Consider the following 26,188-nt stretch of genomic DNA (forward strand, 5'->3'; position numbering starts at 1 on the left):
GGACGGGCGGTGACGCTGTCGGCGCGGCGCGTCGGCGGCGTCACCGCCGGTCGGTCTTCGTCACTGACGGGTGTCCATCGACGTCTGCAGCGCGCGGCGGGCCTGCTCGCGGGCCTCGTCGGTGGTCTCGGGCTTGGGCTTGCTCGGCATCGTGGTGCTCCCTTCCAGGGTGCGAGCCACCGTCGGGCGGCGGCCCTCACGGGCGGTCCTGCTGTGCGCCCTCGACGGCGGCCCGGGGTCACCGGAGCGGCCGGCTGGGCAGCGTGAGCCCGGGTCGGTCGACCCTGGAGGAGGGCGGCACCGGGTGTGGCACCACCCCCGTGACCTGCGCCGATCATGCGGCGCAGCCCTACCCAAATTAGCGTTCAGTCAGCCGCCCGGCGCGCCGATCCCGCGATCTGGACAGTCGGGCGGGCGACGTCAACGGGCCAGGAAGTGCCAGCCCAGCCACCACCAGAAGCCGAAGAGTCCGATCCGGCCCACCGGCACCGGGCCCACCTCGTAGCGCATGACATACGCGCACACCGCACCGAGCGTGGGAATGCGGGAGCCCTCGCGACGCGCCAGCCACTCGACGACGGCGAAGAGCGCCAGCGCGGCGAGGAAGCCGGCGATGGCCAGCACCCGCATCATCGCCGCACCAGTCCCCAGAACGCCGCCAGCCAGGCGAACCAGGCCGCCGAGCGGACGAGATGGTCCTCCAGCAGCGGGTCGGCCAGCCGGGAGAAGGTGGGAAACTCGTCGCCCACCGAGAGCACGAAGGTGGCGCCCTCGAAGACCCCGAAGACCACCACCGGCAGGGCCCACCAGACCGCTCCGGCGCCGAGACGGGTCGGTGCCGGCCGGCGCGGCACCCGGTTGCTCAGACCGAGCCAGATCAGCACGCCGCCGGTGCCGAGCGTGTAGAGGTTGGCCTCGGTGGAGAAGGACGCGAACCGGCCGCCCACGAGGGAGAGGCAGACCAGCACGGGCACGGCCAGGGCGGGACGGTCCCAGGTGCGGGACGCCTCGACGGTGAGGTCGCGGGGCTGTTCCATTCGGTGATTCTCCCCGTACGCAGCGCGTCCGGGAAGGGCGGCGACACCCGGAGCTGACCCGGAGGTACGCGCGCGGTCAGGCGCTGGTGGTCGGCAGCAACGCCCCGTCGAGCTGGCCGCGGATCCGCTCGACCACCTCGTCGGCCGCGCCCCGGCCGGTGAAGCCGGCGGCGAACCGGTGCCCGCCCCCGCCGAGCGCGACCGCTACCCGGCTCACGTCCACCCCGCCCTTGCTGCGCATCGACACCGCCCACTCGGCCGGCCCGGTCTGCTTCAACACGCAGCTGACGTCGGCCTCGGCCGTGCAGCGCACCGAGTCGATCAACGCCTCCAGCACGTACGGACGCTGGTCGTGGCGGGCCAGGTCGTCCTGGGTCGCCCACGTCCACACCAGACCACGGCCACCGGCCGCCGACTGGTCCAGCCGGGCGCGGCCGAGCACCTCGCCGAAGAGCCGGACGGCACCGAACGGCCGGGTGTCGAAGACCCGCCGGGAGATCTCCCCGGGCCGGATGCCGGTGGCGAGCAGCCGGGCGGCCAGGTGGTGCACGGCGGGCGTGGTCGCCTCGAACCGGAACGAGCCGGTGTCGGTGGTCAACGCGACGTAGAGGCACTCGGCGATCTCGGCGTCCAGCGCCACCCCGAGCCGGGTCAGCAGCTGCTCGGCGACCACGGAGGTGGCCGCGGCGCGCGGGTCCACCAGGTTGACGCCGCCGAAGCGGGTGTTGGAGGCGTGGTGGTCGAGCACCAGCGCGGCACCCGCGGTGTCCAACCGGTCGACCAGCTCACCGAGCCGCGACTCGCTCGCCGCGTCGAAGCAGATCACCAGGTCGGGGTCGGGGTACGCCGCGGTGGACGGCACGAGCAGGTCGAGCCCCGGCAGCCCGCGGAGCGGCTCGGGCACCTCCGGCGGGCCGGGGAAGGTCGCCTGGATCCGGCGTACGCCCCGGCGCAGTAGGCCGAGCCCGAAGCCCAGCATGCTGCCCAGCGCGTCCCCGTCCGGGTTGACGTGACACACCAGCAGCACCCGCGCGTCGGACGGCAACTCCCGGAGCACCGCCTCGGCGGCGGCCCAGTCGGCGTCGCCCGGGCCGCCGTCGTCGAACCGGGCCGCCTCGACGACGGCACCGGCCGGGCCGGCCGCCCCGGTCACCGCCGGTCCCCGCCGGCGGGCGGGTTGTCGTCCTCGGCGTCGGTCCCGGTCTCGGTGTCCTCGTCCTCGTCCTCGTCCAGCCGGTACGGCTGCGCGTCGCCCGCGTACTGCGCCTGGGCGGCGAGCCGCTGCACCTCGGCGTCCGCGTTGCGGGCGGCGGCGAGCAGGTCGTCGATGTGCTTGACCTGGTCCTGCACGTCGTCGAGGACGAACGTCAGCGTCGGCGAGTGGCGCAGCCCCAGGGCCTTGCCGACCGTGCTGCGCAGCATGCCCTTGGCGCTCTCCAGGGCGGCGGCGGTGCCCGACTGGGCCGCGGCGTCGCCGAGCACCGTGTAGAAGACCGTGGCGTCGCGCAGGTCGGCGGTGATCCGGGCGTCGGTGATGGTGATCATGCCGAGTCGCGGGTCCTTGATCTGGCTCCGCACCACCGACGCGACCAGTTCACGCACCCGCTCCGCGTGCCGGCGTACCTTGGCCGGATCCGTCATCTCCGCCACCTCCACGGTGTCCCGCTCCCGACCGGGGCGGGCGGCGCGGGCGCCGCCGGACCCCGACCGGCCAACATTTCGAACACTACCCGCGCTACCCGGTCGGGCGCGCGTTGCCGCCGGTGGCGCCACGACCGGGGCGGGCCGCCCCGGTCGGACGCCCGGACCTCGGGCGGCGTCAGTCCTCCGCGCCGTACAGCCGCCGGCGCACCGAGAGCGACTCGGTCTCCGGACGGCCGGCCACGAGGCGCTCGCAGGAGTCCAGCACCTCCTGGACGTGCGCCGCCTCGGCGGCCACCACGGCCACGGCTATCTCCGCCCGACCGTGCAGGTCGAGCGCTCCCACCTCGGCGGCCGACACCTCGAAGCGGCGCAGCGCCGCCACGATCGGCCGTACGTATGATCTCTTCGCCTTGAGCGACCGTGAGTCGCCTGGCAGCAGCAGGTCGAAGACCGCGGTTCCGGTGAACATCGCCCCGGACGATACCCGCACCCCGCCCCGCATGATCAAGGGGTTTACGCCGTTCGGCGTAAACCCCTTGATCAGCGTTTCAGCGCACGGTCAGGCGCGCGGCTTCTCCCGCATCTCGAAGGTCTCGATGATGTCGCCGACCTGGACGTTGTTGAAACCGCCCAGCGTCAGACCACACTCGAAGCCCTCGCGGACCTCCGTCGCGTCGTCCTTGAATCGCTTCAAGGAGCTGATCGTGAGGTTGTCCGCCACGACCGCCCCGTCCCGCAGCAGCCGCGCCTTGGCGTTGCGGCGGATGAGGCCGGACCGGACGATGCAGCCGGAGATGTTGCCGATCTTGGACGAGCGGAAGACGTCGCGGATCTCCGCGGTGCCCAGCTCGACCTCCTCGTACTCCGGCTTGAGTAGGCCCTTGAGCGCGGCGTCGATCTCCTCGATGGCCTGGTAGATGACCGTGTAGTACCGGATCTCCACGCCCTCGCGGTCGGCGATCTCCCGGACCTTGTTGGCGGCCCGGACGTTGAAGCCGATGATCGTGACCGCCTCGGACGAGGCGCTCGCGAGCATGACGTCGCTCTCGGTGATCGCACCGACGCCCCGGTGGATGATCCTGAGCTGGACCTCCTCGGGGATGTCGAGGTTGAACAGGGCATCCTCGAGGGCCTCCACCGAACCGGAGACGTCGCCCTTGAGCACCAGGTTGAGCGAGGTCTTCTCGCCCTCCTTGAGCTGCTCCATGAGCGTCTCGAGAGTGGCCCGACCGCGGGAGTTGGCGAAGGACGCCGCCCGCCGCCGTGCCTGCCGCTGCTCGGCGATCTGCCGCACCGTGCGGTCGTCCTCGGCCGCCAGGAACGTGTCGCCGGCACCCGGCACCGCGGTCAGACCGAGCACCAGGACCGGACGGGCCGGACCCGCCTCGGCGACCTGGTTGCCGTTCTCGTCGAGCATCGCCCGGACCCGGCCGTGCGCCCCACCGGCGACGATCGAGTCGCCGGCCCGCAGGGTGCCCTTCTGCACCAGCACCGTCGCCACCGCGCCGCGACCCTTGTCGAGGTGCGCCTCGATGGCCACACCCTGCGCCGGCCCGTCGATCGGAGCGGTCAGCTCCAGCGACGCGTCGGCGGTCAGCAGCACGGCCTCGAGCAGGTCCTCGATGCCGATGCCCGGCTTCGCGGCCACGTTGACGAACATCGTGTCGCCGCCGTACTCCTCGGCGACCAGGCCGTACTCGGTCAGCTGCTGGCGGACCTTGTCCGGGTTCGCCTCCGGCTTGTCGACCTTGTTGACCGCCACCACGATCGGCACGTCGGCCGCCTTGGCGTGGTTGAGCGCCTCGATCGTCTGCGGCATCACGCCGTCGTCGGCCGCGACCACCAGGATCACGATGTCCGTGACCTGGGCACCACGGGCACGCATGGCGGTGAACGCCTCGTGACCCGGGGTGTCGATGAAGGTGATCGCCCGGTCCTCGCCGTCGTGCGGGACGTGGACCTGGTAGGCGCCGATGTGCTGGGTGATGCCACCCGCCTCGCCGGCCACCACGTTCGCCTTACGGATCGCGTCGAGCAGCTTGGTCTTACCGTGGTCGACGTGACCCATGACGGTCACGACCGGCGGCCGGCTGACCAGGCGGTCCTCGGCGACCTCGGCGTCGAGGTCGATGTTGAACTGCGCGAGCAGCTCGCGGTCCTCGTCCTCCGGGCTGACGATCTGCACGTCGAAGCCGAGGTGCTCACCCAGCAGCAGCAGGGTGTCGTCGGAGCACGACTGGGTCGCGGTGACCATCTCGCCCAGGTTGAACATCTCCTGGACCAGCGAACCCGGGTTGGCGTTGATCTTGTCGGCGAAGTCCGACAGCGACGCGCCACGGGAGAGCCGGACGACCTGACCCTGACCCCGGGGAGCACCCGAGCTCATGGTCGGGGCCGACAGGTTGTCGAACTCCTGTCTGCGCTGCTTCTTGGACTTGCGACCACGCGTCGGCCGGCCACCCGGACGCCCGAAGGCACCCGCGGCGCCGCCGCCACGGCCGCGACCACCGGCACCCGGACGGCCGCCACCGCCGGCGGGAGCACCGCCGGGACGGAAACCGCCGCCGGGAGCACCGCCGCCGCCACCGGGACCGCCACGGTAGCCACCGCCACCGCCGCCGCCACCGGGACCGCCACGGTAGCCACCGCCACCGCCGCCGCCACCGGGACCGCCGCGGAAGCCACCGCCACCGCCGCCGGGACGACCGGCGCCACCGCCGGGACGACCGGCGCCACCGGGGCCGGGACGGCCCGTGGACGGACGCTGGCTCGGCATGGAGGCCGGGCTGGGCCGGGGCGGCATGGAGGCCGGGCTCGGCCGCGGCGGCATACCCGCCGGGCTGGGCCGCGGGCCACCGGCACCGGCCGCCGGGGGCCGCTGCTGCTGCTGACCGCCGGAGATGCCGAACGGGTTGTTACCGGCGCCACGCGCCGGCGGACGCCCACCCGGACGGGCACCCGGGCCCGGGGCCGGGGTGGGACGACCGGCGGCCGGCGAACCGGGCCGGGGCGGCATCGCGCCCGGACCGGGCCGCGGGCCCGGACGGGTCGACGGGCCACCATCGGCCGGGGGCTCCCGACGCACGTTCTCCCGCTGCTGCTGGCGAGCGGCCTGCGCGGCCTTGACCGCGGCCTCCTGCTCGGCCTTCAGCGCGGCGGCACGCGCCTCGGCGGCCGCCACCTCGATGTCGTGGGCGCTCGCCGGCTTCGCGACCGGGGTCGCGGTCTGCGGCGGGCCCGGAACCGGACCCTTCGGCTTGGGCCCGGGGGCCGGCGCGGCCGGCCGCCGCGGCGGCATCGGCTTGGCCGAGACCCGGGGCGCGCCCGGGGTCGGGCTCGGCGCCGGAGACGGCGTCGGGCTGGGCGCCGCCGACGGAGCGGCGGGCGCCGCCGAGCCGGCGGACGCGACGAATGCGCTCCGCAGCCGTCGGGCGACGGGCGCCTCGACGGTGCTGGACGCGGACTTAACGAACTCGCCCATTTCCTTCAGCTTGGCGAGAACGGTCTTGCTTTCGACCCCGAGCTCTTTCGCAAGCTCGTGTACGCGGGCCTTGCCTGCCACTGCACTCCTCACTCCGAGGTCGTGCGGGCAGCACCCGCAGCGACCTCACTCGTGCACTTGAAGCCTGGTCATTTCTGCGACTTCATCGTGTGCTCATGTCGGTCGTCCTACCTTGCTAGCGACCCGCGTCCGGTCGGGTGACCGGACGTCGTGGTTGACGCATCGATGTGCTCCGCGAGCGCACCGTGGTCGAGGACCCCGGTGACGCGCAACGCACGCCCGAAGGCGCGCCGCCGCACCGCCTGCGCGAAGCAGGCCGGATCCGGGTGCAGGTTCGCTCCCCGACCCGGCAGTCTGCGGGCCGGATCGGCCCGGAGGCTGTGACCAGCCTCGTCACCGACCGCGACGATCCGCAGCAGTTCGCCGGCCGGCGCTCGTTGCCGGCAACCCACACAGGTGCGTTCCGGCCGCGCGCGTCGTGCCACTGAGAAAGTCTACCCCTAGCTGCCGGAGATCGCGCCGCCCGGCTCCGGGACGTGATCAGCCCCGCCCCGTGCGGGCGGGGCGCTCTGCTCCGCGTCGGACCGGATGTCGATGCGCCAACCGGTCAACCGGGCCGCGAGTCGGGCGTTCTGCCCCTCGCGGCCGATCGCCAGCGAGAGCTGGAAATCCGGCACGGTCACCCGGGCGGTCCGGGTGGCCAGGTCGACCACCTCGACCCGCAGGGCCTTGGCCGGCGACAACGCGTTGCCGACGAAGGTCGCCGGGTCGTCCGACCAGTCGATGATGTCGATCTTCTCACCGTGCAGCTCGCTCATCACGGCTCGGACCCGCTGCCCCATCGGGCCGATGCAGGCGCCCTTGGCGTTCACGCCCGGGGTCGTGGAGCGCACCGCGATCTTCGTACGGTGACCTGCCTCACGCGCGATGGCGCCGATCTCGACGGTCCCGTCCGCGATCTCCGGCACCTCGAGCGCGAAGAGCTTCTTCACCAGCGCGGGATGCGAGCGGGACAACGTGATCTGCGGACCGCGCATCCCCTTCGCCACGTGCACCACCACGCAGCGGATGCGCTCGCCGTGCGCGTAGCGCTCACCGGGCACCTGCTCGGACTGCGGCAGGACGCCCTCCAGCTTGCCGAGGTCGACGCTGACGATGCCCTTCTCGGCACGCGCCTCGTGCGCCTGCACCACGCCGGTGACCAGGTCACCGTCGCGGCCCACGTACTCGCCGAAGTGCACCTCGTCGGTGGCCTCCCGCAGTCGCTGGAGGATCACCTGCTTGGCCGTCATGGCGGCGATCCGGCCGAAGTCGTGCGGAGTGTCGTCCCACTCCCGCACCACCGCGCCCTCGTCGTCCACCTCCTGCGCGTACACCAGGGCCGCGCCGGACTTGCGGTCGATCTCCACCCGCGCGTGCGGCTCGGCGCCGTCGGTGTGCCGGTACGCGGTCAGCAGCGCGGTCTCGATCGCCGCGAGGATCGTGTCGAACGGGATCTCCCGCTCGCGCTCCAGTGCGCGCAGCGCCGCGAGGTCGATGTTCACCTCTCCTCGTCCTCCACATCATCTTCGTCGTCGATGTCGTCTTCGTCACCGGGCTCGCCGGTGTCGTCGAACTCGTCCGTCTCCTCGATCTCGTCGAGGCGGTTGAACTCGACCTGGACCCGGCCGGGGCCGAGGTCGGCGTACGTCCATTCGGTGCGGCCGGCGTCCGTCTCCAGCACCACACGCTCGGTGTCGGCCTCGACCACCCGAGCGGTGAGCTGCCGGTCGCCGGCGGGCTGCTCGCCCTCCCGGCCGGCCCGGACGGTCACCTTCACCAGCCGGCCGGCGTTGCGCCGCCAGTGCCGGGGCAGCGTGAGCGGACGGTCCACCCCCGGGGAGCTGACCTCCAGCTGGTACTCCCCCGCGACGATGTCGCCGCCGGCCTCCTCCGCCGCGTCCAGCGCCGCGGAGACCGCCCGGGAGACGTCCGCGACGGCGTCCAGGTTGATCCCGCCGTCGGCGGCCACGATCACCCGCACCACGTGCCGGCGGCCGGCCCGAGACACGGTGAGGTCCTCCAGGTCGTAGCCGGCCTCGGTCACCACGGGCCCGATGACCTCGCGCAGCCGGTTGCGCCGCGCCGTGAGGTCACCGCCGCGCGGTCGCTCGGCGTCGCGCCGCCGTTCACCGGCACCGGACCGCTCGCCGCCGCGGGGCCGGCCCGTCGACCTGGTGGCACGGCCACGCTGCGTCATCTACGTACCCTTCTTCTGACCCGGCGGGGACCGCCTGGTCCCGCCCCATGCCGGCACGCCACCGGGGCGGACGCGCCCGGTGGCTGCGCAGAGCGTAACGCGCCCGGCGTCCACCCGGCCGGGCGGCGCACCGACGCCGATGGCCCGCCCACCACCGACCATGGTGTTGACTTGTGCGGTGGCGACGGGGACGACTACACAGCGAAACGGGATATTCCGACCCTCCCGGCGCGGTCTGCTACGTGCCGGAGGGCTGGTGGCCCTCGGCGGCGTGGCGGTGCCGCTGGCCGGCTGCGGCCTGTTCGACCGGGACGAGGGGCCGCCCCCGGCCGCCGATCCGCTGCACCCGCTGCTGGACGAGGCGCTGGCGCTCGCGGCGAGTTACCGGGAGGCGGCGGGCGCCGTGCCGGAGCTGGCGGACCGGCTCACCCCGATCGCCGAGACCCACGAGTCCCACGCCGCCGAACTGGCGCGGGTCATCGGCGCGACGCCGCCGTCGCCCGCGCCGAGCGCGACCGGCACGCCGCCGGCCGGGGCCGACGCCGCCCTCGCCGCGCTGCGCCAGGCCGAGCAGGCCGCCCGGAACGCCGCCGTCACGGCCTGCGCCGCCGCACCCGCCGAACGTGCGGCCCTGGTCGGGTCGATCGCGGCCGCCCGAGCCACCCACCTGGAGGCCCTGAAGTGATCGAGCGCGCGGCACGGACCACCCCCGCCGAGGCGCTCGGCGCGGCACTCAGCGCCGAGTACGCGGCCATCTACGCGTACGGACCGATCGGGGTCCGGCTCTCGGGCGCGGCCCGCACCTCCGCGCGGCAGGCGGAGGCCGCGCACCGGCGCCGCCGGGACGCGCTGGTGATGCAGCTCAGCACCTCGGGCGCCACCGTCCCGCCGGACCACGCCGGCTACGCGCTGCCGTTCCCGATCACCGATCGGGCGAGCGCCCTGCGGCTGGCCGTGGAGGTCGAGGAGCGTACGGCTGCGCACTGGCGGGCAGCGCTCGCGGCGACCACGGGCAGCGACCGGGACCAGGCGCTGGACGCGCTGCTCGACTACGCGGTGCGGGCCACCCGGTGGCGCAGGACCGCCGGCGTGACCCCGCTCACGGTGCCGTTCCCGGGCCGCCCCACCTGACCGACCGGCGGTCCCGCCGCCCGGTTCGTTCCCGGCGGCGGCGTTCCGTCCCCTTCTCCGTCCACCGGGCGGAGAGCGGAGGACGGAACTCCACTTGCAGCTCGCATACCAGGTATGCATACTCCGGGCCATGTCCATCCGTCACGGGCTGCTCGCCCTGCTCGAACGCGGCCAGATGTACGGCTACCAGCTGCGGGCCGCGTTCGAGGAGTCGACCGGCTCGACCTGGCCGCTGAACATCGGGCAGGTCTACACCACGCTGTCCCGCCTGGAGCGGGACGGCCTGGTGCGTTCGCTGCCGGAGAGCGAGGCGGGGCAGCGCCCGTACGAGATCACCGACGCCGGACGGGCGGACCTGGCGCTCTGGTTCGCCACCCCGATCAGCCGCAACGACCGCCCGCGCGACGAGCTGGCGATCAAGCTGGCTCTCGCGCTCACCACCCCCGGCGTGGACGTCCGGTCCGTCGTGCAGACGCAGCGCAGCGCGACCATGCGCGCGTTGCAGGAGTTGACCCGGTTGAAGTACGCCAGCGACCGGCCCGAGGACCTACCCTGGCGGCTGGTGCTCGACGCGATGGTGTTCCAGGCCGAGGCCGAGGTGCGGTGGCTGGACCACTGCGAGACCAGCCTGGTGCGGTACCGGCCGCCCGCGCCCGGGCAGCAGCCCGGCGCGACACCGGCCGAGGCGGTGTGGCCGTCCGACGAGGAGGCACGACGGTGAGTGGACCGGGCATCGTGCTCGACCTGCGCGACGTCCACCGCACCCACGGCGCCGACGCGGCCGCCGTACACGCGCTGCGCGGGGTGAGCCTGACGGTCCGGACCGGCGAACTGGTGGCCGTCATGGGCCCCTCGGGCTCCGGCAAGTCGACCCTGCTGGCGCTCGCCGGTGGTCTGGACAGCCCCACCGCCGGTGACGTACGCGTCGAGGGCCAGTCACTGGCCGCCCTGGACCGGCGCGGCCTGGCCCAGCTGCGCCGCCGCCGCATCGGCTACATCTTCCAGAACCTCAATCTCCTGGGCAGCCTCAGCGCCGTCGAGAACGTCGCGCTACCGCTGGAGCTCGACGGCACCGGCGTACGGCGGGCACGCAAGCTGGCGCTGGCCGCGCTCGCGGAGGTCGGTCTGCCGGGGCTGGGCGACCGCTTCCCGGACCAACTCTCCGGCGGCCAGCAGCAGCGGGTGGCGATCGCCCGGGCGCTGGTGGGTGAGCGCCGGCTGGTGCTGGCCGACGAGCCGACCGGCGCCCTGGACTCACAGACCGGCGAGGCGGTGCTGCACCTGCTGCGTCGCCGCGTCGACGCCGGCGCCGCCGGTCTGCTGGTGACCCACGAGGCACGGCACGCCGGCTGGGCCGACCGGGTGGTCTTCCTCCGGGACGGGGTGCTGGTCGACTCGACGGCCCCGCTCGGCAGCGTCGAGCAGCTGCTGACCGGCAGCGGCCGGTGACCCTCCGCCCCGGCGTCCGGTTCCGGCTGCCGGCCGGCGCGGCGCGGGAGGTGCCGCCCGGCGCCGGAGCCCCGGCGGGTCGGCCACGCCGGGTCGCCGAGCTGGCGGGCTCGTGGCGCGCGGCGCTGCGCATCGCCCGCCGGGAGGCCCGCCGCGCACGGGGCCGGACCGCGCTGGTGCTGGCGATGATCGCCCTGCCGGTGCTCGCCCTGTCGTTCCTGGCCGCCAGCTACGACATGGCCCACCTCACCCGGGAGGAGCGGATCGACCGGCGGCTCGGGGCCGCCGACGCCGTGCTGAGCTGGACCGGCGGCGTGCCGGTGGTGCAGGACCGGTGGGGAGAGAGCTGGTACACCCAGGGCGGCGACCTCTCGGCACCCACCCGTCCGACCAGCACCCCGGAGCTGGAGGAGCTGCTCGGGCCGGGCGCGCGAGCCGTCGAGAGTCCCCGGCCGACACCGGTCACGTTCCGCGTGGACGGCCACGGCGAGTCGATGACGGCGCGCGACCTCGACCTCACCGACCCGCTCGCCCGCGGCACGGCCCGGCTGCTCGCCGGGCGGGCACCGGCCGGTCCGGGCGAGATCGCCGCGAGCCGGGCCGCCCTGCGCCGCCTCCACGTACGCCTCGACGGCACGGTCACCGTCGCCGACGATTCGGCCACCGTCCGGGTCGTCGGGGTGGTCGAGTTCCCGGACGATCTGGGGCCGGTCGTCGTACGGCACCCCGGCGACGCGCCGCCCGGTGAACCGGCGGCGCCGACCTGGCTGGCCGCACTGCCCGGCGGGGTGCCCGCCGACCTGGTACACCGGCTGAACGAGCGGGGCATCCTCGTGACCACGCGGGCCGGGGACGACCCCGGCACCCCCCGCCTCTGGCCGGGCGGGGACTCGCCGACGGACGTGGACGACCTGGGCGTCGGCCTGCTGATCGGCGGGCTCGGGCTGCTGGAGGTGGTCCTGCTGGTCGGGCCCGCCTTCGCCGTCGGCGTCCGTCGCCGGCGGCGCGACCTCGCCCTGGTCGCGGTGGCCGGCGGCGACGCCGCCCAGCTACGGCGGGTGGTGCTGGCCGACGGGGTGGTGCTGGGCTGCCTCGGGGCGGTCACCGGGGTGCTGCTCGGCGTCGCGGCGGCGTTCGCCGCCCGGCCACTCGTGGAGCAGTACGTCAACGGCGCACGCTACGGCGGCTACCGGTGCTGGCCGGCGGCGCTGGTGGTGATCGCCGGGGTCGCCGTGCTGGCCGGAGTGCTCGCCGCGCTCGCCCCGGCCTGGACCGCCGCCCGGCAGGACGTGGTCGCGGGGTTGGCCGGGCGGCGCACCCCGGCACGGCACCGCGGCCGGTGGTTAGCCCTCGGGCTGACCCTGGCCGTCGGCGGCGCGGTCATCGCCGCGCTGGGCGCCACCCGACCGACACCGGTGGTGATCCTCGCCGGCCTCATCCTCGGTGAGCTGGGGCTGGTCTTCTGCATTCCGACTCTGATCGGCCTGCTCGCCCGGCTCGGCCGGGCGCTGCCGTTGGCGCCCCGGATCGCGCTGCGCGACGCGAGCCGCAACCGGGCCGCCGCGGCGCCCGCGATCTCCGCCGTGATGGCCGCGGTCGCCGGCAGCGTGGCCCTCGGCGCCTACCTGGCCAGCGACCAGGCCCGCACGGCCGCCGTCCACCAGGTGACGATGCCCCCCGGGAGCGTGCTGGTCACTCCCGAGGGGACGGACCGGCCGGTGCCGTCGCTCCGGCAGGTCACCGAGGCCGCCCGGGCCCACCTCGACGCCCGGGCCGTCGCGCCGGTCTCCACCGTCGCGTGCGGCTCAGCCCAGGGCTCGGCGGCCTTCTGCGACGTGAGCCCCGTACCACCGCCGGGGGCGACCTGCCCGTGGCTTCCCAGCGACGCCCTCAGCACGGCGCAGCGGCGGCTGGCCCGGGCCGACCCCCGCTGCGAGCAGCGGTTCGGCGACTACTACGGGTCCTACGTGCAGGTGCTGATCGACGACGGCAGCGCGCTGCCGATCCTCACCGGGGCGGCACCGGCCGACGTGGCGGCGGCTGCCGCCACGCTCCGCGCCGGAGGGGTGGTCGTGACCGACGCACGTCAGGTGCGGGACGGGCGGGTCGCGGTCGCGGTGGACCGGAGCGACGCCGTGGACCGGCCGCCGGCCCGGACGGTCAGCGTGCTCGCCGGGTACGCGCTGCCCGTCGAGATCGGCCCGGACCGGCTGGTGCTCTCCCCCGCCACGGCCAGCCGGCTCGGGCTCACCCGAGCGGTCACGTCGTGGGCGATCGCCACCCCCGACACACCGGACCGGACCCGGATCGACGCGTTCACCGGCGCGCTGCGGCCGGCCGGACCGGTCTCGGTGACGACCGAGCCGGGCCGGCCGCCGGACCGGGACGCACCCTTGCTGCTCCTGCTCCCGGCCGCCGCCGGGCTCATCACGGTGGGCGCGGCCGGAATCGCCACCGGGCTCGCCGCTGCCGAGGGCCGCGCCGACCTGTCCACCCTCGCCGCGGTGGGAGCCAGTCCGGGCGTACGCCGGCTGCTCTCGCTCTGCCAGGCCGGGGTGATCGCCGGTCTCGGCTCGGTGCTCGGCATCGTGGCCGGCCTGGGCACCGCCACGATCGTCCTCTTCTCGACCAACCGGCAGTACGCCGACAGTTGGCCGGTGCAGGAGCCGTACCCCCTGGTGGTGCCGTGGACGGCGCTCGGTGTGCTGGCGCTGGTGCCGCTGGTGACCATGCTCGGCGCCGGGCTGTTCACCCGGTCCCGGCTGCCGGTGGAGCGGCGGCTGGACTGAGCCGGCGGCAGCGTCGGGGGGTGCCGCCGGAGCGGGTGGACCGGCACACTGTTCCCCGTGTCCGTGCTCGGATCCCTCACCCGCCGCCTCGGTCATCACCGATGGTTCGCCGCCGCCGCCCGTCTCCTCGTCCCGGCCGACCGGGCGGTGGGCCGCCTCACCCGGGGCCGGGTGGTCGCGCTCGGGCTGGCCCCGTCCCTGGTCCTGACCACCACCGGCCGCCGCTCGGGCAAGCCCCGCAGCAACCCCCTGCTCTACGTCCGCGACGGCGACGCCTACGTGGTGACCGGCTCGAACTGGGGGCAGACCCACCATCCTGGCTGGACGATGAACCTGCTCGCCCTGCCCGACGCCGAGGTCGCCGTGCGCGGTCGACGGATATCGGTCCGCGCCCAGGTCGCCACCGGCGAGGAGCGGGAACGGCTCTGGCGGCTGCTGGTCACCGAGTGGCCGGCCTACCAGACGTACCTGCGCCGCGCCGGCGGCCGGGAGATCCGCGTCTTCCGACTGGTGCCGGTCGGGCGCGGCGCGCCGGCCGACGCGGACGACCGTGGCTAGGGTGGTGCCAGCGGGGTGACCGGCGCGGACGGTCGCGGCCGGCCGGCGCGCTGACCGGCCGGGCGACGGCGCAGCGTCCGCCAGTCGCGAGGCAGGGGTGGTCGGCGTGAGCGCGGGCAGCGAGGACACCGAGGTCGATCGTCACCTGGCCGATCCCCGGTGGACGGTGGCCGAACGCGCGGCGCAGGCGGCCCGGCGCCGCTACCCGGCCGACGTGCTCGCCGTCGCGGTGCACGGGCCGCTGGCTCACGGCGACGACGACGGGGGTGGCGACGGCGAGGTCGGCCTGCTGGTGGTCACCTACCGGCCCGGCACCGGCCCGGCCCCGGCCACCCGCCGGGTCGACGGCGTGCTGGTCGAGCTGACGGTCGCCGCCGCTGAGGACTACCTCGCGCGCGCCCGGGTGATCACGTCGCGCTGGCCGCTGACCGCCGACCGGTACGTCACCACCCGCCCCCTGCACGACCCCGGCGACTGGCTGCACACGCTGCGGGACGAGCACCTGGGGCGGCTGGCCCGGGCCCGCCCGGCGGAGTTCAGCGCCGCCGCCCGTCAGGCCTGGTACCGGGGGTACGCGGCGCACGCCCGGGCCGCCCGCCTCGCCGAGTGGTACGAGACGGACCAGGCGCTGCTCATGCTCGGCGAGGCCCGACTGGCGGCGGCGACGGTGAACGGGCTGCTCAGCCGCACCTACTTCCGCGACCCCGGTGACGCGGTACGCCGTACCGGCCTGGCCGGCGCGGACATGACGGAGGTGGGCGCGGTGCTCACCCGCCAGTCGGCGGAGCTGACCGCCCGGGGCCAACCCGTGGACGGCACCGTGGACGACCTCATCGCCCACACCTAGCCCGCCCCCGCGACCAGCCCCCGCGATCTTGCAGTTTCGGCCCGTCGCGGTGGGGTCAGCCGAGGCCGCCCTGGACGCCGATCAGGGCGCCGATGCCATAGGTCGCGGCGGCGGCAGCCGAGCCGAGCAGCAGCTGACGCAGACCGCTGGACCACCAGGGGCGGTTGGTGAACCGGGCGACCACCGCGCCGGCCACGAACAGCCCGAGCCCGCCGACGCCGAGCGCCAGCCAGAGGCTCGTGAAGCCGATGAGGTACGTCAGCAGCGGCACGAGCGCGCCGACGGAGAAGAACAGGAACGAGGAGATCGCCGCCGCCCACGGGCTCGGCTGGTCGTCCGGGTCGACGCCCAACTCCTCCCGGACGTGGACCCGCAGCGCCTCCTCCGGGTTGCGCCGGATCGCCTCGGCCACCTGCATGGCGAGGTCGCGGGGCAGCCCCCGCGACACCCACGCGTCGGCCAGCTCGCGGGCCTCCGCCTCGGGGTGCCGCTCCAGCTCCCGCCGCTCCTTGGCGACCTCGGCCGCCACCTGCTCGTTGGCGGACCGGACGCTGGTGTACTCGCCCAGCCCCATCGAGATGGCGCCGGCGACCAGGCCGGCGGCGCCGGTGAGCACGATGCTGCGCGGCGAGACACCGCCACCGCCGACACCGGCGATCAGGGCGATGTTGGTGACCAGGCCGTCCATCGCGCCGAACACGGCGGGTCGGAGCCAGCCGCCGGACACGTCCGCGTGGTGCGCCTCGCGCAGCGCCGCCGGGGTGTCGGTCACGGCAACGTCAGGATCTCGTGCCCGTCCTCGGTCACCACGATGGTGTGCTCGAACTGGGCCGTCCACTTCCGGTCCTTGGTGACGACGGTCCAGCCGTCGTCCCACATGTCGTACTGGTAGGTGCCGAGGGTGATCATGGGCTCGACGGTGAACGTCATGCCGGGCTCCATGATGTCGGTGGGCCGGGGGCTGTCGTAGTGCGGCACGTAGAGCCCGCTGTGGAAGGTCTCCCCGATCCCGTGACCGGTGAAGTCGCGGACCACGCCGTAGCCGAAGCGCTTGGCGTACGACTCGATGACCCGGCCGATCACGTTGATCTGCCGGCCCGGCGCCACCGCGCGGATGCCCCGCATCATCGCCTCGTGGGTGCGCTCGACCAGCAGCCGGGCCTCCTCGCTGACCTCGCCGACGCAGAACGTGGCATCGGTGTCGCCGTGCACCCCGTTGATGTACGCGGTGACGTCGATGTTGATGATGTCGCCGTCCTGCAGGACCGTGCTGTCCGGGATGCCGTGGCAGATCACCTCGTTGATGCTGGTGCAGCAGGACTTGGGGAAGCCCCGGTAGCCCAGCGTCGAGGGATAGGCGCCGTGGTCGCAGAGGAACTCGTGCACCACCTTGTCGATCTCGTCGGTGGTCACGCCCGGCTTGCAGTGCTCGCCCGCGAGCTGGGTCGCCCGGGCGGCCAGCCGGCTCGCGACCCGCATCTTCTCGATGGTCTCCGGGGTCTGCACGTGCGACCCGCGCCACTCCTGCGGGGCCTTCTTGCCCACGTACTCGGGGCGGGGGATCTCGGCAGGCACCGGTCGCCACGGGGAGAGCGTGCCTGGGGTCAGCGGCGCACGGACGGTCATGGGAAAAGCCTATCTCCGCGACCGGGGTGAGCCCCGCCGCGGTCCCGCCGCGCGGGTTGTTGCCGGGCCCGGCGGGGCTGTGCCATGGTGTCTGCGTGGATCAAGGGGCAGTGCCGCCCGTCTTCTCCGCCACGGCGGAGACCGACGGGGATCAGCTCCGCGTACGGGTGGTCGGCGAGGTCGACATGGCGACCGCCGACACCATGTTCCAGACCGCGCTCCGCGAGCCGGCCGCGCGGGTGACGCTGGACCTGCGCGCGGTGACCTTCTTCGACTCGGCTGCGATCCACGCCCTCGTCCGGCTGGCCCAGCGGCTCCCCGGCGCGCTCACCGTGCTGCCGTCCCGGCAGGTCCGTCGGGTGCTGGAGATCTCCGGCCTCGGCGAGCAGGCCTGGCTCGACCCGGCCTGACGGCTCACTCCTGCAACCGCCGACGCAGGGTCACCTCGGTGCCGGCATCGGTGCGCCGGACCGACAGCTCCCCCAGCGCCTGGATCAGGGAGAGGCCGCGCCCGCGGAAGCCGGAGCCGGTCGACTCGCGCCAGCGCCCGCTGTCGCGCACCGTCGCCACCACGGACCGGTCCGCGATGGTCACCTCGACGGCGATCACCGGCTCGGCCGGGTCCACCGGGTGCTCGATCGCGTTGGCCGCCGCCTCGGAGATGGCCACCGTCAGGTCGAACAGGTCCGTCTCACCGACGTCGTGCGCGACGAGGAAGTCCTCCAGCCGCTTGCGGAGCACGCTCAGCCGGGTGGGGTCGGCGGGCAGCCGGAGCGCGAAACGGTTGAGTTCGGCCGCCTCCAGCGCGAGCACCGCCACATCGTCGCGCCGGGGCCGCTCGGCGACCGGCGCCACCACGGCGTCGACGAGGTCCGCCACGTGCTCCCCCGGCCGGGCGGCGTCCTGGCGCAGCCGCGCCAGCGCCGCGTCGATGCCGAGGTGCCGGTCCTCGATCAGCCCGTCGGTGTAGAGCAGGAGCCGGCTGCCGGCGGGCAGCTCGCCCGCCACCGTCCGGTAGGCCGTGTCGGCCAGCGCGCCGACCGGCGGCCCGAGCGCCCGATCGTGCAGGAAGCGGGCGTCGCCACCCCGGATGACCAGCGGCGACGGGTGCCCGGCGCTGGCGTACCGCAGGCGCCCGGTGCGGGGGTCGAACAGGAGGCAGACGACGGTGGCCAGGGTGCGGGCCTCGGTCGAGGCGAGCAGCCGGTTCAGCCGGGTCAGCGACTCGCCCGGGTCGAAGCCCTCCAGCAGGTAGGCCCGCAGCGCGTTGCGGATCTCCCCCATCGCCGCCGCGGCCCGTACGCCCTTGCCCACGACGTCCCCGATGACCAGCACCAGCTCCCGGCCGGCCAGGGCTACCACGTCGTACCAGTCGCCACCGACCTCGACGTCGGCGCTGCCCGGCAGGTAACGGCTGGCGACCACCGCGCCGGGCAGCTGGGGCAGCGAGCGCGGCAGCAGGCTGTGCTGAAGGGTGGTGGCGATCCGGTGTTCGGCCTCGTAGAGCCGGGCGTTCTCCAGCCGCACACCGACCAGCCGGCCCAGCTGCGTCAGGGCGGCCCCGTCGGTCTCCGTGCCGTCCCCGTCGTGCCGCCACACCCGCAGCTCACCGAGCGGTTCCCCACCCGTGCCGGCGAGCGCCAGCACGAAGGAGGGCTCGACGGCGGTGGTCCCGCCGCCGTCCGCCTCGAAGCGGGCCCCGCCCGCGCTGACCACCACCCGGGCGGCCCCGACCAGGCGCAGCGCGTGCCGGGCGGCGACCTTGACCACGTCTTCGGTGGATCGGACGGTGTTCACCGCCACCGCCGCGTCGGCCAGGATCCGCAGCCGGCGGATGATCTGCCCGCGCAGCTGGCCCAGCTCGACGTTCGCGCGGACGCGGGCGGTCAGCTCCTGCCCGGAGAACGGCTTGGTCAGGTAGTCGTCGGCGCCGGCCGAGAGCCCGGCCACCGCCTCGGCGGAGCCGGCCCGGGCGGAGAGCAGGACGATCGGCAGGTGGCGGGTGCGCGGGTCGGCCCGCAGCGCGGCCACCAGCCCGAAACCGTCCAGCCGGGGCATCATCACGTCGCTGAGCACCAGGTCGAACCCGCCGTCCACGGCGAGACGCAGCCCCTCGACGCCGTCGCTCGCGGTGACCACCTCCCACGTCGGGGCGAGCAGCCGGCGGATGTGTTCGCGCAGGTCGGCGTTGTCGTCCACGACGAGGATGCGGCCGGCGGGAGTGGTGGTGGCGGGCAAGGCCGCCACCTCGTCGACGCCGGCCCACAGGGCGGTCTCCGCGGCGAGGAGCCGGGCCTGGTCGAGCACCGCGGGAGCCGGATCCGCCTCGATCACGCGCTCGGGCGGCAGGTGCCCGGTGCCGAACGGCACGGTCACGATGAAGGTGCTGCCCTCGGCCACCCGGCTGGTCACCGTGACCTCGCCGCCGTGCATCTGGGCCAGCTCCCGCACCAGCGCGAGGCCGATGCCGGTGCCCTCGTGGGTACGCGCCCGCACCCCGTCCGCCCGGTGGAACCGCTCGAAGACGTGCGGCACCTCGTCCGGCGGAATGCCGACGCCGGTGTCGGTGACCTCCAGTCGGGCGGTGCCGCCCGACGCCAGCAGCCGCACGCGGATCTCGCCGTCGAAGGTGAACTTGACGGCGTTCGAGATCAGGTTGAAAACGATCTTCTCCCACATGTCCCGGTCGACGAACACCGGCGCGGGCAGGGGCGGGCAGTCCACCACGAGCCGCAGCCCGGCCCGTTCGATCGCCGAGCGGAACGTGCTGGCCAATCGGGCGGTGTAGTCGGCCAGGTCGGTGGCCTGGTAGCGGGCGGCCAGCCGGCCGGACTCCAGCCGGGAGAAGTCGAGCACCGTGTTGACCAGCCGAAGCAGGCGCAGTGCGTTGCGGTGCATCACGGTGAACCGGTCGGTGTAGGTGGCCGGCAGGGCGGGGTCGGCGAGCAGGTCCTCCAGCGGCCCCAGCAGGAGCGTGAGCGGGGTGCGGAACTCGTGGCTCACGTTCGCGAAGAAGTTGGTCTTGGCCCGGTCCAGTGCGGCCAGCTCGGCGGCGCGGTCGCGTTCCTGCTCGTACGCCCACTGGCGGCCCGCCGCCCGGGAGATCTGGGCCGCGACCAGGCCGAGGAAGTCCCGGTACTCGTCGGTCAGCGGGAGCCGGCGGGCGACGCCCACGACGAGCGCGCCGACGGTCTCGTTGGTGGCGGTGAGCGGCAGCACCAGCGCCCGGTCGGCGGCCGTGGCGGGCGCCGGGTCGAGCAGGTCGGCGACCGGCACCTCGCCGGACCCGCCGTCGACGGCGGCGAGGACCATTTCCGGTACGCCCGCGCCGGCCGTCGCCTCGATGCCGCTCGCCCCGGCGAGGCTGAACCCGCCGGCGCCGTCGCGGAGCCAGATCTGCGCGAACGGCACATCGGCCCGGTGCCGGTCGAGCACGGCGGCGGCGGAACGCCCCAGCTCGGCGGTGGTGCCCGCGTCGACCAACTCGGAGCCGAGCTCGGCGAGCGCACGCAGCCGCCGCTCCCCGAGCACCCGGCCGGTGGTCTCGCTCACGATGCAGAAGACGCCGGCGACCGAGCCGTTCGCGCCGCGGATCGGGTCGTACGAGACGTCGAAGTACGTCTCCTCCAGGAAGCCGTGCCGCTCGATGCGGAACGGATGGTCCTCGCCCCGGTAGGACCGCCCGGTGCGGCGCACGTCCGCCAGCAGCGGGCCGAGCACCTCCCACGTCTCCGACCAGGACGTCCGGGCCGGCCGGCAGAGCGCGTGCGGGTGCTTGCCGCCGATCGTCGGCCGGTAGGCGTCGTTGTAGAAGGCCAGCTCGTCGTCGCCCCAGAACATCACGATCTGCGCGCTGGACGCCAGCATCGTGCCCACCGCACCGGCCAGCTCCGCCGGCCAACGGGCCGGGGCGCCGAGCGGGGTGCTGTCCCAGTCGAAATCGCGCAGCTGCCGGCCCATCTCACCGCCGGCCGCGAAGGCCGCGGCGAGTGGTGGGGGCAGTTCCCCGTCGGCGACCGGGAGCTGCCCCGCGTCCGCGCCCCCCAGCGCCGAACTCATTCGCCCTCCCGATCCGGCCGTCCGCACCACCCGGCCGATTGATCCCACCCGTCGTGCCCGGCCTTGTACCCCGGCGCACCGGAGACGTAACACGTGGGACGCCCGGGACGCTGGTTAGGACCGTCTCACTGACGGGGGTCCGACAGCCGGCCGGCGGCCCGGTCGTACGCCGCCGCGACCAGCGCGTCGACCGGCCGGGGATCCGCCTCGTTCTCCGGATGCCACTGCACACCCAGCACGAACGGCCGGTCCGGGTCCTCCACCGCCTCGACGACGCCGTCGTCCGCCCAGCCGGTCACCGCCAGCCGGCCGGGGTCGGCAACCCCCTGGTGGTGGTACGAGTTGACCCGGTCCACCCCCGCCATCGCCCGCGCCGCCAGGCTGCCCGGGGCGAACCGGACCGGGTGCGCGCCGTAGACCCCCGGGGCGGGCCGGTGCCGCTCGTGCCCGACGACGTCGGGCAGGTGCTGGTGCAGCGAACCGCCGTACGCGATGGTGAGCAGCTGCATCCCCCGGCAGATCCCGAGCACCGGCACCTCGGCGGCGAGCGCGCCGGTCAGCAGGGTCAGCTCGCCGGCGTCCCGCAGCGGCCGGGTCTGCGTGCGCGGGCCGGGGAGCTGGCCGTACCGCGCCGGTTCGACGTCCGCGCCACCGGCCAGGATCAGCCCGTCCAGCACCCGCAGCACGTCGGCGTCCCGGTCGTCCGGAGGCAGCACCACGGCCCGGCCGCCGGCCCGGGTCACCGCCCGGACGTACGCCTCGGGCACCAGCACCGCCGGCACGTTCCGCCAGACCGCCCAGCCGGCCGGCTCGACGTACGCGCTGACGCCGATCAGGGTACGGGTGACCCGGCTCACAGGGGTGTGACGTACGCGCCGGTGATCCCGCCGTCCACCACGAACTGGGCGGCGGTCATGAAGGAGGCGTCGTCGCTGGCCAGGAACGCCACCGCGGCGGCGATCTCCTCCGGGTTGCCGAACCGGCCCATCGGCACGTGAACGAGGCGACGGGCGGCGCGCTCCGGGTCCTTGGCGAAGAGCTCCAGCAGCAGCGGGGTGGCGACCGGGCCGGGACAGAGCGCGTTGACGCGGATCCCCTCCCGGGCGAACTGCACGCCCAGCTCCCGGGTCATCGCCAGCACCCCGCCCTTGCTCGCCGTGTACGCGATCTGCGAGGTCGCCGCGCCCATCAGCGCCACGAAGGAGGCGGTGTTGATGATCGAACCCTTGCCCTGGCGGCGCATGTGCGGAATGGCGTACTTGCAGCAGAGGTAGACGCTCGTGGTGTTGACCCGCAGCACCCGCTCCCAGGCGTCCAGACCGGTCTCCAGGATGGAGTCGTCGTCCGGCGGCGAGATGCCGGCGTTGTTGAACGCGACGTCCACCCGGCCGTGCCGCTCGGCCACCCCGTCGAAGAGGTCCCGGACGGCCGCCTCGTCGGCCACGTCCGCGGCGACGAACTCCCCGCCCACCTCGTCCGCGGCGCGCCCGCCCGCCTCCGCGTCGATGTCCACGCAGATCACCCGGGCGCCCTCGGCGGCGAACCGCCGCACGGTGGCCAGCCCGATCCCGCTGCCCGCCCCGGTCACCACGGCCACCCGGTCCTGCAACCGACCCTGCATCTCACTCCTCCGTGCTGATGAACACGTTCTTGACGTCCGTGAAGGCGTGCAGCGCGTCCGGGCCCAGCTCGCGGCCGAGCCCGGAGCGCTTCATCCCACCGAACGGCGTCCAGTAGCGCACCGAGGAGTGCGAGTTGACGCTCAGGTTGCCGGACTCGACGCCCCGAGCGACCCGCAGCGCCCGGCCGACGTCGCGGGTCCAGATCGAGCCGGAGAGGCCGTACTCGGTGTCGTTGGCGAGTCGGATCGCGTCGGCCTCGTCGTCGAACGGGAGCACCGAGACCACCGGGCCGAAGATCTCCTCCCGCCAGTGCCGGTCGGCGGGCGAGTCGGCGAGCAGCACCGTCGGGGCGTACCAGAAGCCGGGGCCGTCGGGCCGGGAGCCGGTGAAGGCGACCTTCGCGCCGTCGACGTAGCCGGCGACCCGGTCGCGCTGGTCGGCGGAGATCAGCGGTCCCATCTCGGCGGTGTCGCGGGCCGGGTCCTCGACGCGGAACGCGCGGACCGCCGGTTCGAGGAGTTCGAGGAACCGGTCGTACACCGGCCGCTGGACCAGGATCCGGGAGCGGGCGCAGCAGTCCTGGCCCGCGTTGTCGAAGACGGCGTACGGCGCGGTCGCCGCCGCCTTCGCCAGGTCGGCGTCGGCGAAGACCAGGTTGGCGCTCTTGCCGCCCAGCTCCAGGGTGACCCGCTTCACCTGCTCGGCGCAGCCGGCCATGATGCGGGTGCCGACCTCGGTCGAGCCGGTGAAGCAGACCTTGCGGACCGCGGGGTGGCTGACGAAGCGCTCGCCGACCACCCGGCCCGCGCCGGGGAGCACGGTGAACACGCCCTCCGGGAGGCCGGCCTCGCGGCCCAGTTCGGCCAGGCGCAGGGCGGTCAGCGGGGTCAGCTCGGCGGGTTTGAGCACCACGGTGTTGCCGGCCGCGAGCGCCGGGGCGAAGCCCCAGCCGGCGATCGGCATGGGGAAGTTCCACGGCACGATCACTCCGACCACGCCGAGCGGCTCGTGGAAGGTGACGTCCAGGCCGCCGGGCACGGGGATCTGCCGGCCGGTCAGCCGCTCGGGCGCCCCGGCGTAGTAGTCGAGCACGTCGCGGACGTTGCCGGCCTCCCACCGGGCGTTGCCGATGGTGTGCCCGGAGTTGCGCACCTCCAGCTGCGCCAACTCCTCCAGGTGCGCGTCGACCACGGCCGCGAACCGCCGCAGCAGCCGCGCCCGGTCCCCCGGCGAAACCGCGCGCCACGTCTCGAACGCCGCCGCCGCCCGCTCGATCGCCGCATCCGTCTCGGCGAGCGAGGTGGCCGCCACCTCACGCAGCGCCTCACCGGTCGCCGGATTGACCACCTGGGTCACGTACCCACCCCCTACTCGCCGACCATGGAGTTGTGGCACCCCGCGAAACCCGCTGAGCGCCACGAACCGGGCACCGCAACTCCATGGTCGACGGTGGGACGGGGCGGGGCGGGGTCACAGGCGTTCGAAGCCACGTTGCAGCTCCCAGTCCGTTACGGCGGCGTCGAAGGCGGCCAGCTCCACCCGCGCGTTGTTGGCGTAGTGGGCGACCACCTCGCTCCCGAAGGCGTCCTTCGCCGTCGCCGAGGACTCCCAGAGCGTGAGCGCGTCCCGGAGCGTGCCGGGCACCCGCTCGGCGTCCCCGTCGTCGTAGGCGTTGCCGGCGCACTCCTCGCCCAGCTCCAGCTCCCGCTCGATGCCGTGCACTGCGCCGGCCACCAGCGCGGCGATCGCCAGGTACGGGTTGACGTCCGCACCCGGCACCCGGTTCTCCACCCGCATCCCCTGGCCGTGCCCGACCAGCCGCAGCGCGCAGGTGCGGTTGTCGGTGCCCCAGCGCAGCACGGTCGGGGCGAAAGAGCCCGGTTGGTAGCGCTTGTAGGAGTTGACGTTGGGGGCGAACAGCAGGCTGAACTCGCGCATGGTGGCCAGCAGCCCGGCCAGCACCCGCTGGCCGGTGGTCGACAGGTGCGCCGGCCCGTCGCCGAGCATGGCGGAGCGGCCGTCGGCGTCGCGCAGCGAGAAGTGGATGTGGCAGGAGTTGCCCTCCCGGGCGTTCGGCTTGGCCATGAAGGTGATCGACATGCCCTCCTGGGCGGCGATCTCCTTCGCCCCGTTCTTGTAGATGACGTGGTGGTCGGCGCAGGCCACCGCCTCGTCGTAGCGGAAGGCGATCTCGTGCTGGCCGAGGTTGCACTCGCCCTTGGCGCTCTCCGGGGTCAGCCCGGCGCCGGCCATCTCGGTGCGGATCCGGCGCAGCAGCGGCTCGACCCGGGCGGTGCCGATCAGCGAATAGTCCACGTTGTACTGGTTCGCGGGCGTCAGCTCGCGGTAGCCCCGCTGCCAGGCATCCTCGTACGAGTCGCGGAACAGCACGAACTCCAGTTCGGTGCCCGCGTACGCGGTGAGCCCGTGCTCCGCCAGCCGGTCGAGCTGCTGACGCAGGATCTGCCGGGGTGAGGCGACGACCGGCCCGGAGCCGTCCAGCCACTCCAGGTCGGCCAGGAGCATGGCGGTGCCCGGCTGCCACGGCACCCGGCGCAGGGTGGTGAGGTCGGGCTTCATGGCGAAGTCGCCGTAGCCCCGCTCCCAGCTCGACATCGCGTAGCCGTCGACGGTGTTCATGTCGACGTCCACGGCGAGCAGGTAGTTGCACCCCTCGCTGCCGTGCGCCACGACCTCGTCCAGGAAGTAGGGGGCGTGAAACCGCTTGCCCTGGAGGCGGCCCTGCATGTCGACCAGCGCCAGCACCACGGTGTCGATCTCGCGCTCGGCGACCGCGACGCGCAACTGTTCCAGCGTGAGCGGAGCTTTCCTCATCGGCGCGCCTCCATCACCAAGGTCTACTGGCAGAACCGGATCACCGTCAATGCCCCCTGCGGCCACCGTCGCAAACGCGATCGGCCGAGGGGGCGGATACCGGTCGCCGGGCGGGCCGGGAAGCTCCTACGCGCCATCAGATGTCGGCTCAACGGCCGGACGGACGTGGGCGCAAGCCGTTGAGGGCGGTGGCGAGGACACGGTCGGTGTATTCGGCGGTGAGTGGTCCGCTGCGTTGCAGCCAGCGGTTGAGCACCGGGCCCCAGATCATCTCCACGGCCACGTCGAGGTCGAGGTCTTCGGCGAGTTGCCCGGCCCGCTGGGCGCTGGCCAGCCGTTGCCGCTTGGCCTCCTTCATCGGCCCGTCCAGCCGTTGGCTGTAGGCGGCGGCAAGTTCGGGGTCGTTCGCGATCTCGGTGGCCAGCGCGCGCATCGGCCGGTCGTACCGGGGATCAGTCAACTCCGCGACCGTGGCGTGCAGCACCGCGGTCAGGTCGGCTTCCAGGTCACCGGTGTCGGGCAGCACGGGAGGTTCGCCCTCGCCGCCCTCACTGAGCATGAGGAACGCGTCGAAGATGACGGCGCCCTTCGACGGCCACCAGCGGTAGATGGTCTGCTTGCCGACGCCGGCGCGTGCGGCGATCCCCTCGATGCCGAGTTTGGCGTATCCGACTTCCTGGAGCAGGTCGAACGCGGCGGCGAGGATGGCGCGCCGCGAGGCTTCGTTGCGGCGGGTCGCGCTGGGCGTTGCTCGGTGTGGTGTCGTCACCTGCCCCACGCTACCGGACAAGACGGACCGTCTCGTCTTGCGCATCGGGGGCCTCTGCCATATCCTCACCTCAGCAGCGAG

24 protein-coding genes and 1 pseudogene are annotated in these 26,188 nt (G+C 74.3%); 8 read left to right on the forward strand and 17 right to left on the reverse strand.

From position 1 onward, the window contains the following. Positions 1-420 precede the first annotated feature (420 nt). The 9 genes and pseudogenes from ACIBTV_RS09970 to rimP form a co-directional block, all read right to left on the reverse strand. Complete coding sequence (locus ACIBTV_RS09970; protein ID WP_396703773.1) at positions 421-630, reverse strand: DUF6186 family protein; 210 nt, start codon at positions 628-630, stop codon at positions 421-423. Beyond that, positions 630-1,037, reverse strand: coding sequence for a hypothetical protein (locus ACIBTV_RS09975; protein ID WP_396703643.1), 408 nt, complete (start codon positions 1,035-1,037; stop codon positions 630-632). Before ACIBTV_RS09975 ends, ACIBTV_RS09970 begins: the two co-directional genes overlap by 1 nt. 76 nt (positions 1,038-1,113) lie before the next feature. Next, positions 1,114-2,094 carry a bifunctional oligoribonuclease/PAP phosphatase NrnA gene (locus ACIBTV_RS09980; protein WP_396703774.1) on the reverse strand — a complete coding sequence of 327 codons (981 nt, stop codon included), beginning with the start codon at positions 2,092-2,094 and terminating at the stop codon, positions 1,114-1,116. A gap of 92 nt (positions 2,095-2,186) precedes the next feature. Beyond that, positions 2,187-2,678 (reverse strand): 30S ribosome-binding factor RbfA, encoded by a 492-nt coding sequence (gene rbfA, locus ACIBTV_RS09985; protein ID WP_396703644.1) that lies wholly within the window; start codon positions 2,676-2,678, stop codon positions 2,187-2,189. A 178-nt stretch (positions 2,679-2,856) separates the two neighbouring features. Next, entirely contained in the window at positions 2,857-3,150 is a 294-nt protein-coding gene (locus tag ACIBTV_RS09990) for a DUF503 domain-containing protein (protein WP_396703645.1), read from the reverse strand. Between the two features lie 90 nt (positions 3,151-3,240). Then, entirely contained in the window at positions 3,241-6,243 is a 3,003-nt protein-coding gene (gene infB / locus ACIBTV_RS09995; RefSeq protein WP_396703646.1) for a translation initiation factor IF-2, read from the reverse strand. Positions 6,244-6,336: 93 nt separating this feature from the next. Beyond that, a pseudogene (locus ACIBTV_RS10000) lies at positions 6,337-6,668 on the reverse strand (YlxR family protein). Between the two features lie 15 nt (positions 6,669-6,683). After that, a complete protein-coding gene (gene nusA, locus ACIBTV_RS10005; RefSeq protein WP_396703647.1) occupies positions 6,684-7,727 on the reverse strand; it encodes a transcription termination factor NusA in 1,044 nt (347 codons plus the stop codon). Further along, a complete protein-coding gene (gene rimP / locus ACIBTV_RS10010) occupies positions 7,724-8,422 on the reverse strand; it encodes a ribosome maturation factor RimP (protein ID WP_396703648.1) in 699 nt (232 codons plus the stop codon). The genes nusA and rimP overlap by 4 nt, the downstream gene beginning before the upstream one ends. A gap of 235 nt (positions 8,423-8,657) precedes the next feature. On the opposite strand from rimP, the gene ACIBTV_RS10015 reads away from it, so the two are divergent. The 7 genes from ACIBTV_RS10015 (at position 8,658) to ACIBTV_RS10045 (ending at position 15,196) form a co-directional block, all read left to right on the forward strand. After that, positions 8,658-9,107 carry a hypothetical protein gene (locus ACIBTV_RS10015; RefSeq protein WP_396703775.1) on the forward strand — a complete coding sequence of 150 codons (450 nt, stop codon included), beginning with the start codon at positions 8,658-8,660 and terminating at the stop codon, positions 9,105-9,107. Next, entirely contained in the window at positions 9,104-9,553 is a 450-nt protein-coding gene (locus ACIBTV_RS10020; protein ID WP_396703649.1) for a ferritin-like domain-containing protein, read from the forward strand. The genes ACIBTV_RS10015 and ACIBTV_RS10020 overlap by 4 nt, the downstream gene beginning before the upstream one ends. Before the next feature lie 130 nt (positions 9,554-9,683). Beyond that, positions 9,684-10,274 carry a PadR family transcriptional regulator gene (locus ACIBTV_RS10025; protein WP_396703650.1) on the forward strand — a complete coding sequence of 197 codons (591 nt, stop codon included), beginning with the start codon at positions 9,684-9,686 and terminating at the stop codon, positions 10,272-10,274. Further along, entirely contained in the window at positions 10,271-11,002 is a 732-nt protein-coding gene (locus ACIBTV_RS10030) for an ABC transporter ATP-binding protein (RefSeq protein ID WP_396703651.1), read from the forward strand. The genes ACIBTV_RS10025 and ACIBTV_RS10030 overlap by 4 nt, the downstream gene beginning before the upstream one ends. After that, positions 10,999-13,791 carry an FtsX-like permease family protein gene (locus tag ACIBTV_RS10035; protein ID WP_396703652.1) on the forward strand — a complete coding sequence of 931 codons (2,793 nt, stop codon included), beginning with the start codon at positions 10,999-11,001 and terminating at the stop codon, positions 13,789-13,791. Before ACIBTV_RS10030 ends, ACIBTV_RS10035 begins: the two co-directional genes overlap by 4 nt. Before the next feature lie 57 nt (positions 13,792-13,848). Continuing rightward, positions 13,849-14,349: a nitroreductase/quinone reductase family protein gene (locus ACIBTV_RS10040; RefSeq protein ID WP_396703653.1), complete on the forward strand. Its 501-nt coding sequence runs from the start codon at positions 13,849-13,851 to the stop codon at positions 14,347-14,349. 106 nt (positions 14,350-14,455) lie between these two features. Continuing rightward, on the forward strand, positions 14,456-15,196 hold the full coding sequence (locus tag ACIBTV_RS10045; protein WP_396703654.1) for a nucleotidyltransferase domain-containing protein: 741 nt from the start codon (positions 14,456-14,458) through the stop codon (positions 15,194-15,196). A gap of 55 nt (positions 15,197-15,251) precedes the next feature. Here ACIBTV_RS10045 and ACIBTV_RS10050 read toward each other — a convergent pair whose 3' ends face one another. Both ACIBTV_RS10050 and map read right to left on the reverse strand, forming a co-directional pair. After that, complete coding sequence (locus ACIBTV_RS10050; protein WP_396703655.1) at positions 15,252-15,968, reverse strand: VIT1/CCC1 transporter family protein; 717 nt, start codon at positions 15,966-15,968, stop codon at positions 15,252-15,254. Further along, positions 15,965-16,822: a type I methionyl aminopeptidase gene (gene map / locus ACIBTV_RS10055; protein WP_396703656.1), complete on the reverse strand. Its 858-nt coding sequence runs from the start codon at positions 16,820-16,822 to the stop codon at positions 15,965-15,967. The genes ACIBTV_RS10050 and map overlap by 4 nt, the downstream gene beginning before the upstream one ends. A gap of 95 nt (positions 16,823-16,917) precedes the next feature. Here map and ACIBTV_RS10060 point away from each other — a divergent pair, with 95 nt between their 5' ends. Further along, a complete protein-coding gene (locus ACIBTV_RS10060) occupies positions 16,918-17,232 on the forward strand; it encodes an STAS domain-containing protein (protein ID WP_396703657.1) in 315 nt (104 codons plus the stop codon). A 4-nt stretch (positions 17,233-17,236) separates the two neighbouring features. On the opposite strand, the gene ACIBTV_RS10065 is transcribed toward ACIBTV_RS10060, so the two are convergent. The 6 genes from ACIBTV_RS10065 to ACIBTV_RS10090 form a co-directional block, all read right to left on the reverse strand. Further along, a complete protein-coding gene (locus ACIBTV_RS10065) occupies positions 17,237-20,881 on the reverse strand; it encodes a SpoIIE family protein phosphatase (RefSeq protein WP_396703658.1) in 3,645 nt (1,214 codons plus the stop codon). A gap of 125 nt (positions 20,882-21,006) precedes the next feature. Continuing rightward, a complete protein-coding gene (locus ACIBTV_RS10070; protein ID WP_396703659.1) occupies positions 21,007-21,738 on the reverse strand; it encodes a gamma-glutamyl-gamma-aminobutyrate hydrolase family protein in 732 nt (243 codons plus the stop codon). Continuing rightward, positions 21,735-22,502 carry a 3-oxoacyl-ACP reductase gene (locus ACIBTV_RS10075; protein WP_396703660.1) on the reverse strand — a complete coding sequence of 256 codons (768 nt, stop codon included), beginning with the start codon at positions 22,500-22,502 and terminating at the stop codon, positions 21,735-21,737. Before ACIBTV_RS10075 ends, ACIBTV_RS10070 begins: the two co-directional genes overlap by 4 nt. Position 22,503: 1 nt before the next feature. Beyond that, positions 22,504-23,850 carry an aldehyde dehydrogenase family protein gene (locus tag ACIBTV_RS10080; protein WP_396703776.1) on the reverse strand — a complete coding sequence of 449 codons (1,347 nt, stop codon included), beginning with the start codon at positions 23,848-23,850 and terminating at the stop codon, positions 22,504-22,506. A gap of 123 nt (positions 23,851-23,973) precedes the next feature. Beyond that, positions 23,974-25,338 (reverse strand): glutamine synthetase family protein, encoded by a 1,365-nt coding sequence (locus ACIBTV_RS10085; protein ID WP_396703661.1) that lies wholly within the window; start codon positions 25,336-25,338, stop codon positions 23,974-23,976. A 148-nt stretch (positions 25,339-25,486) separates the two neighbouring features. Continuing rightward, on the reverse strand, positions 25,487-26,107 hold the full coding sequence (locus ACIBTV_RS10090; protein WP_396703662.1) for a TetR/AcrR family transcriptional regulator: 621 nt from the start codon (positions 26,105-26,107) through the stop codon (positions 25,487-25,489). Between the last annotated feature and the right edge of the window lie 81 nt (positions 26,108-26,188).

This window comes from Micromonospora sp. NPDC049366, assembly GCF_044466625.1.
GTDB lineage: Bacteria > Actinomycetota > Actinomycetes > Mycobacteriales > Micromonosporaceae > Micromonospora.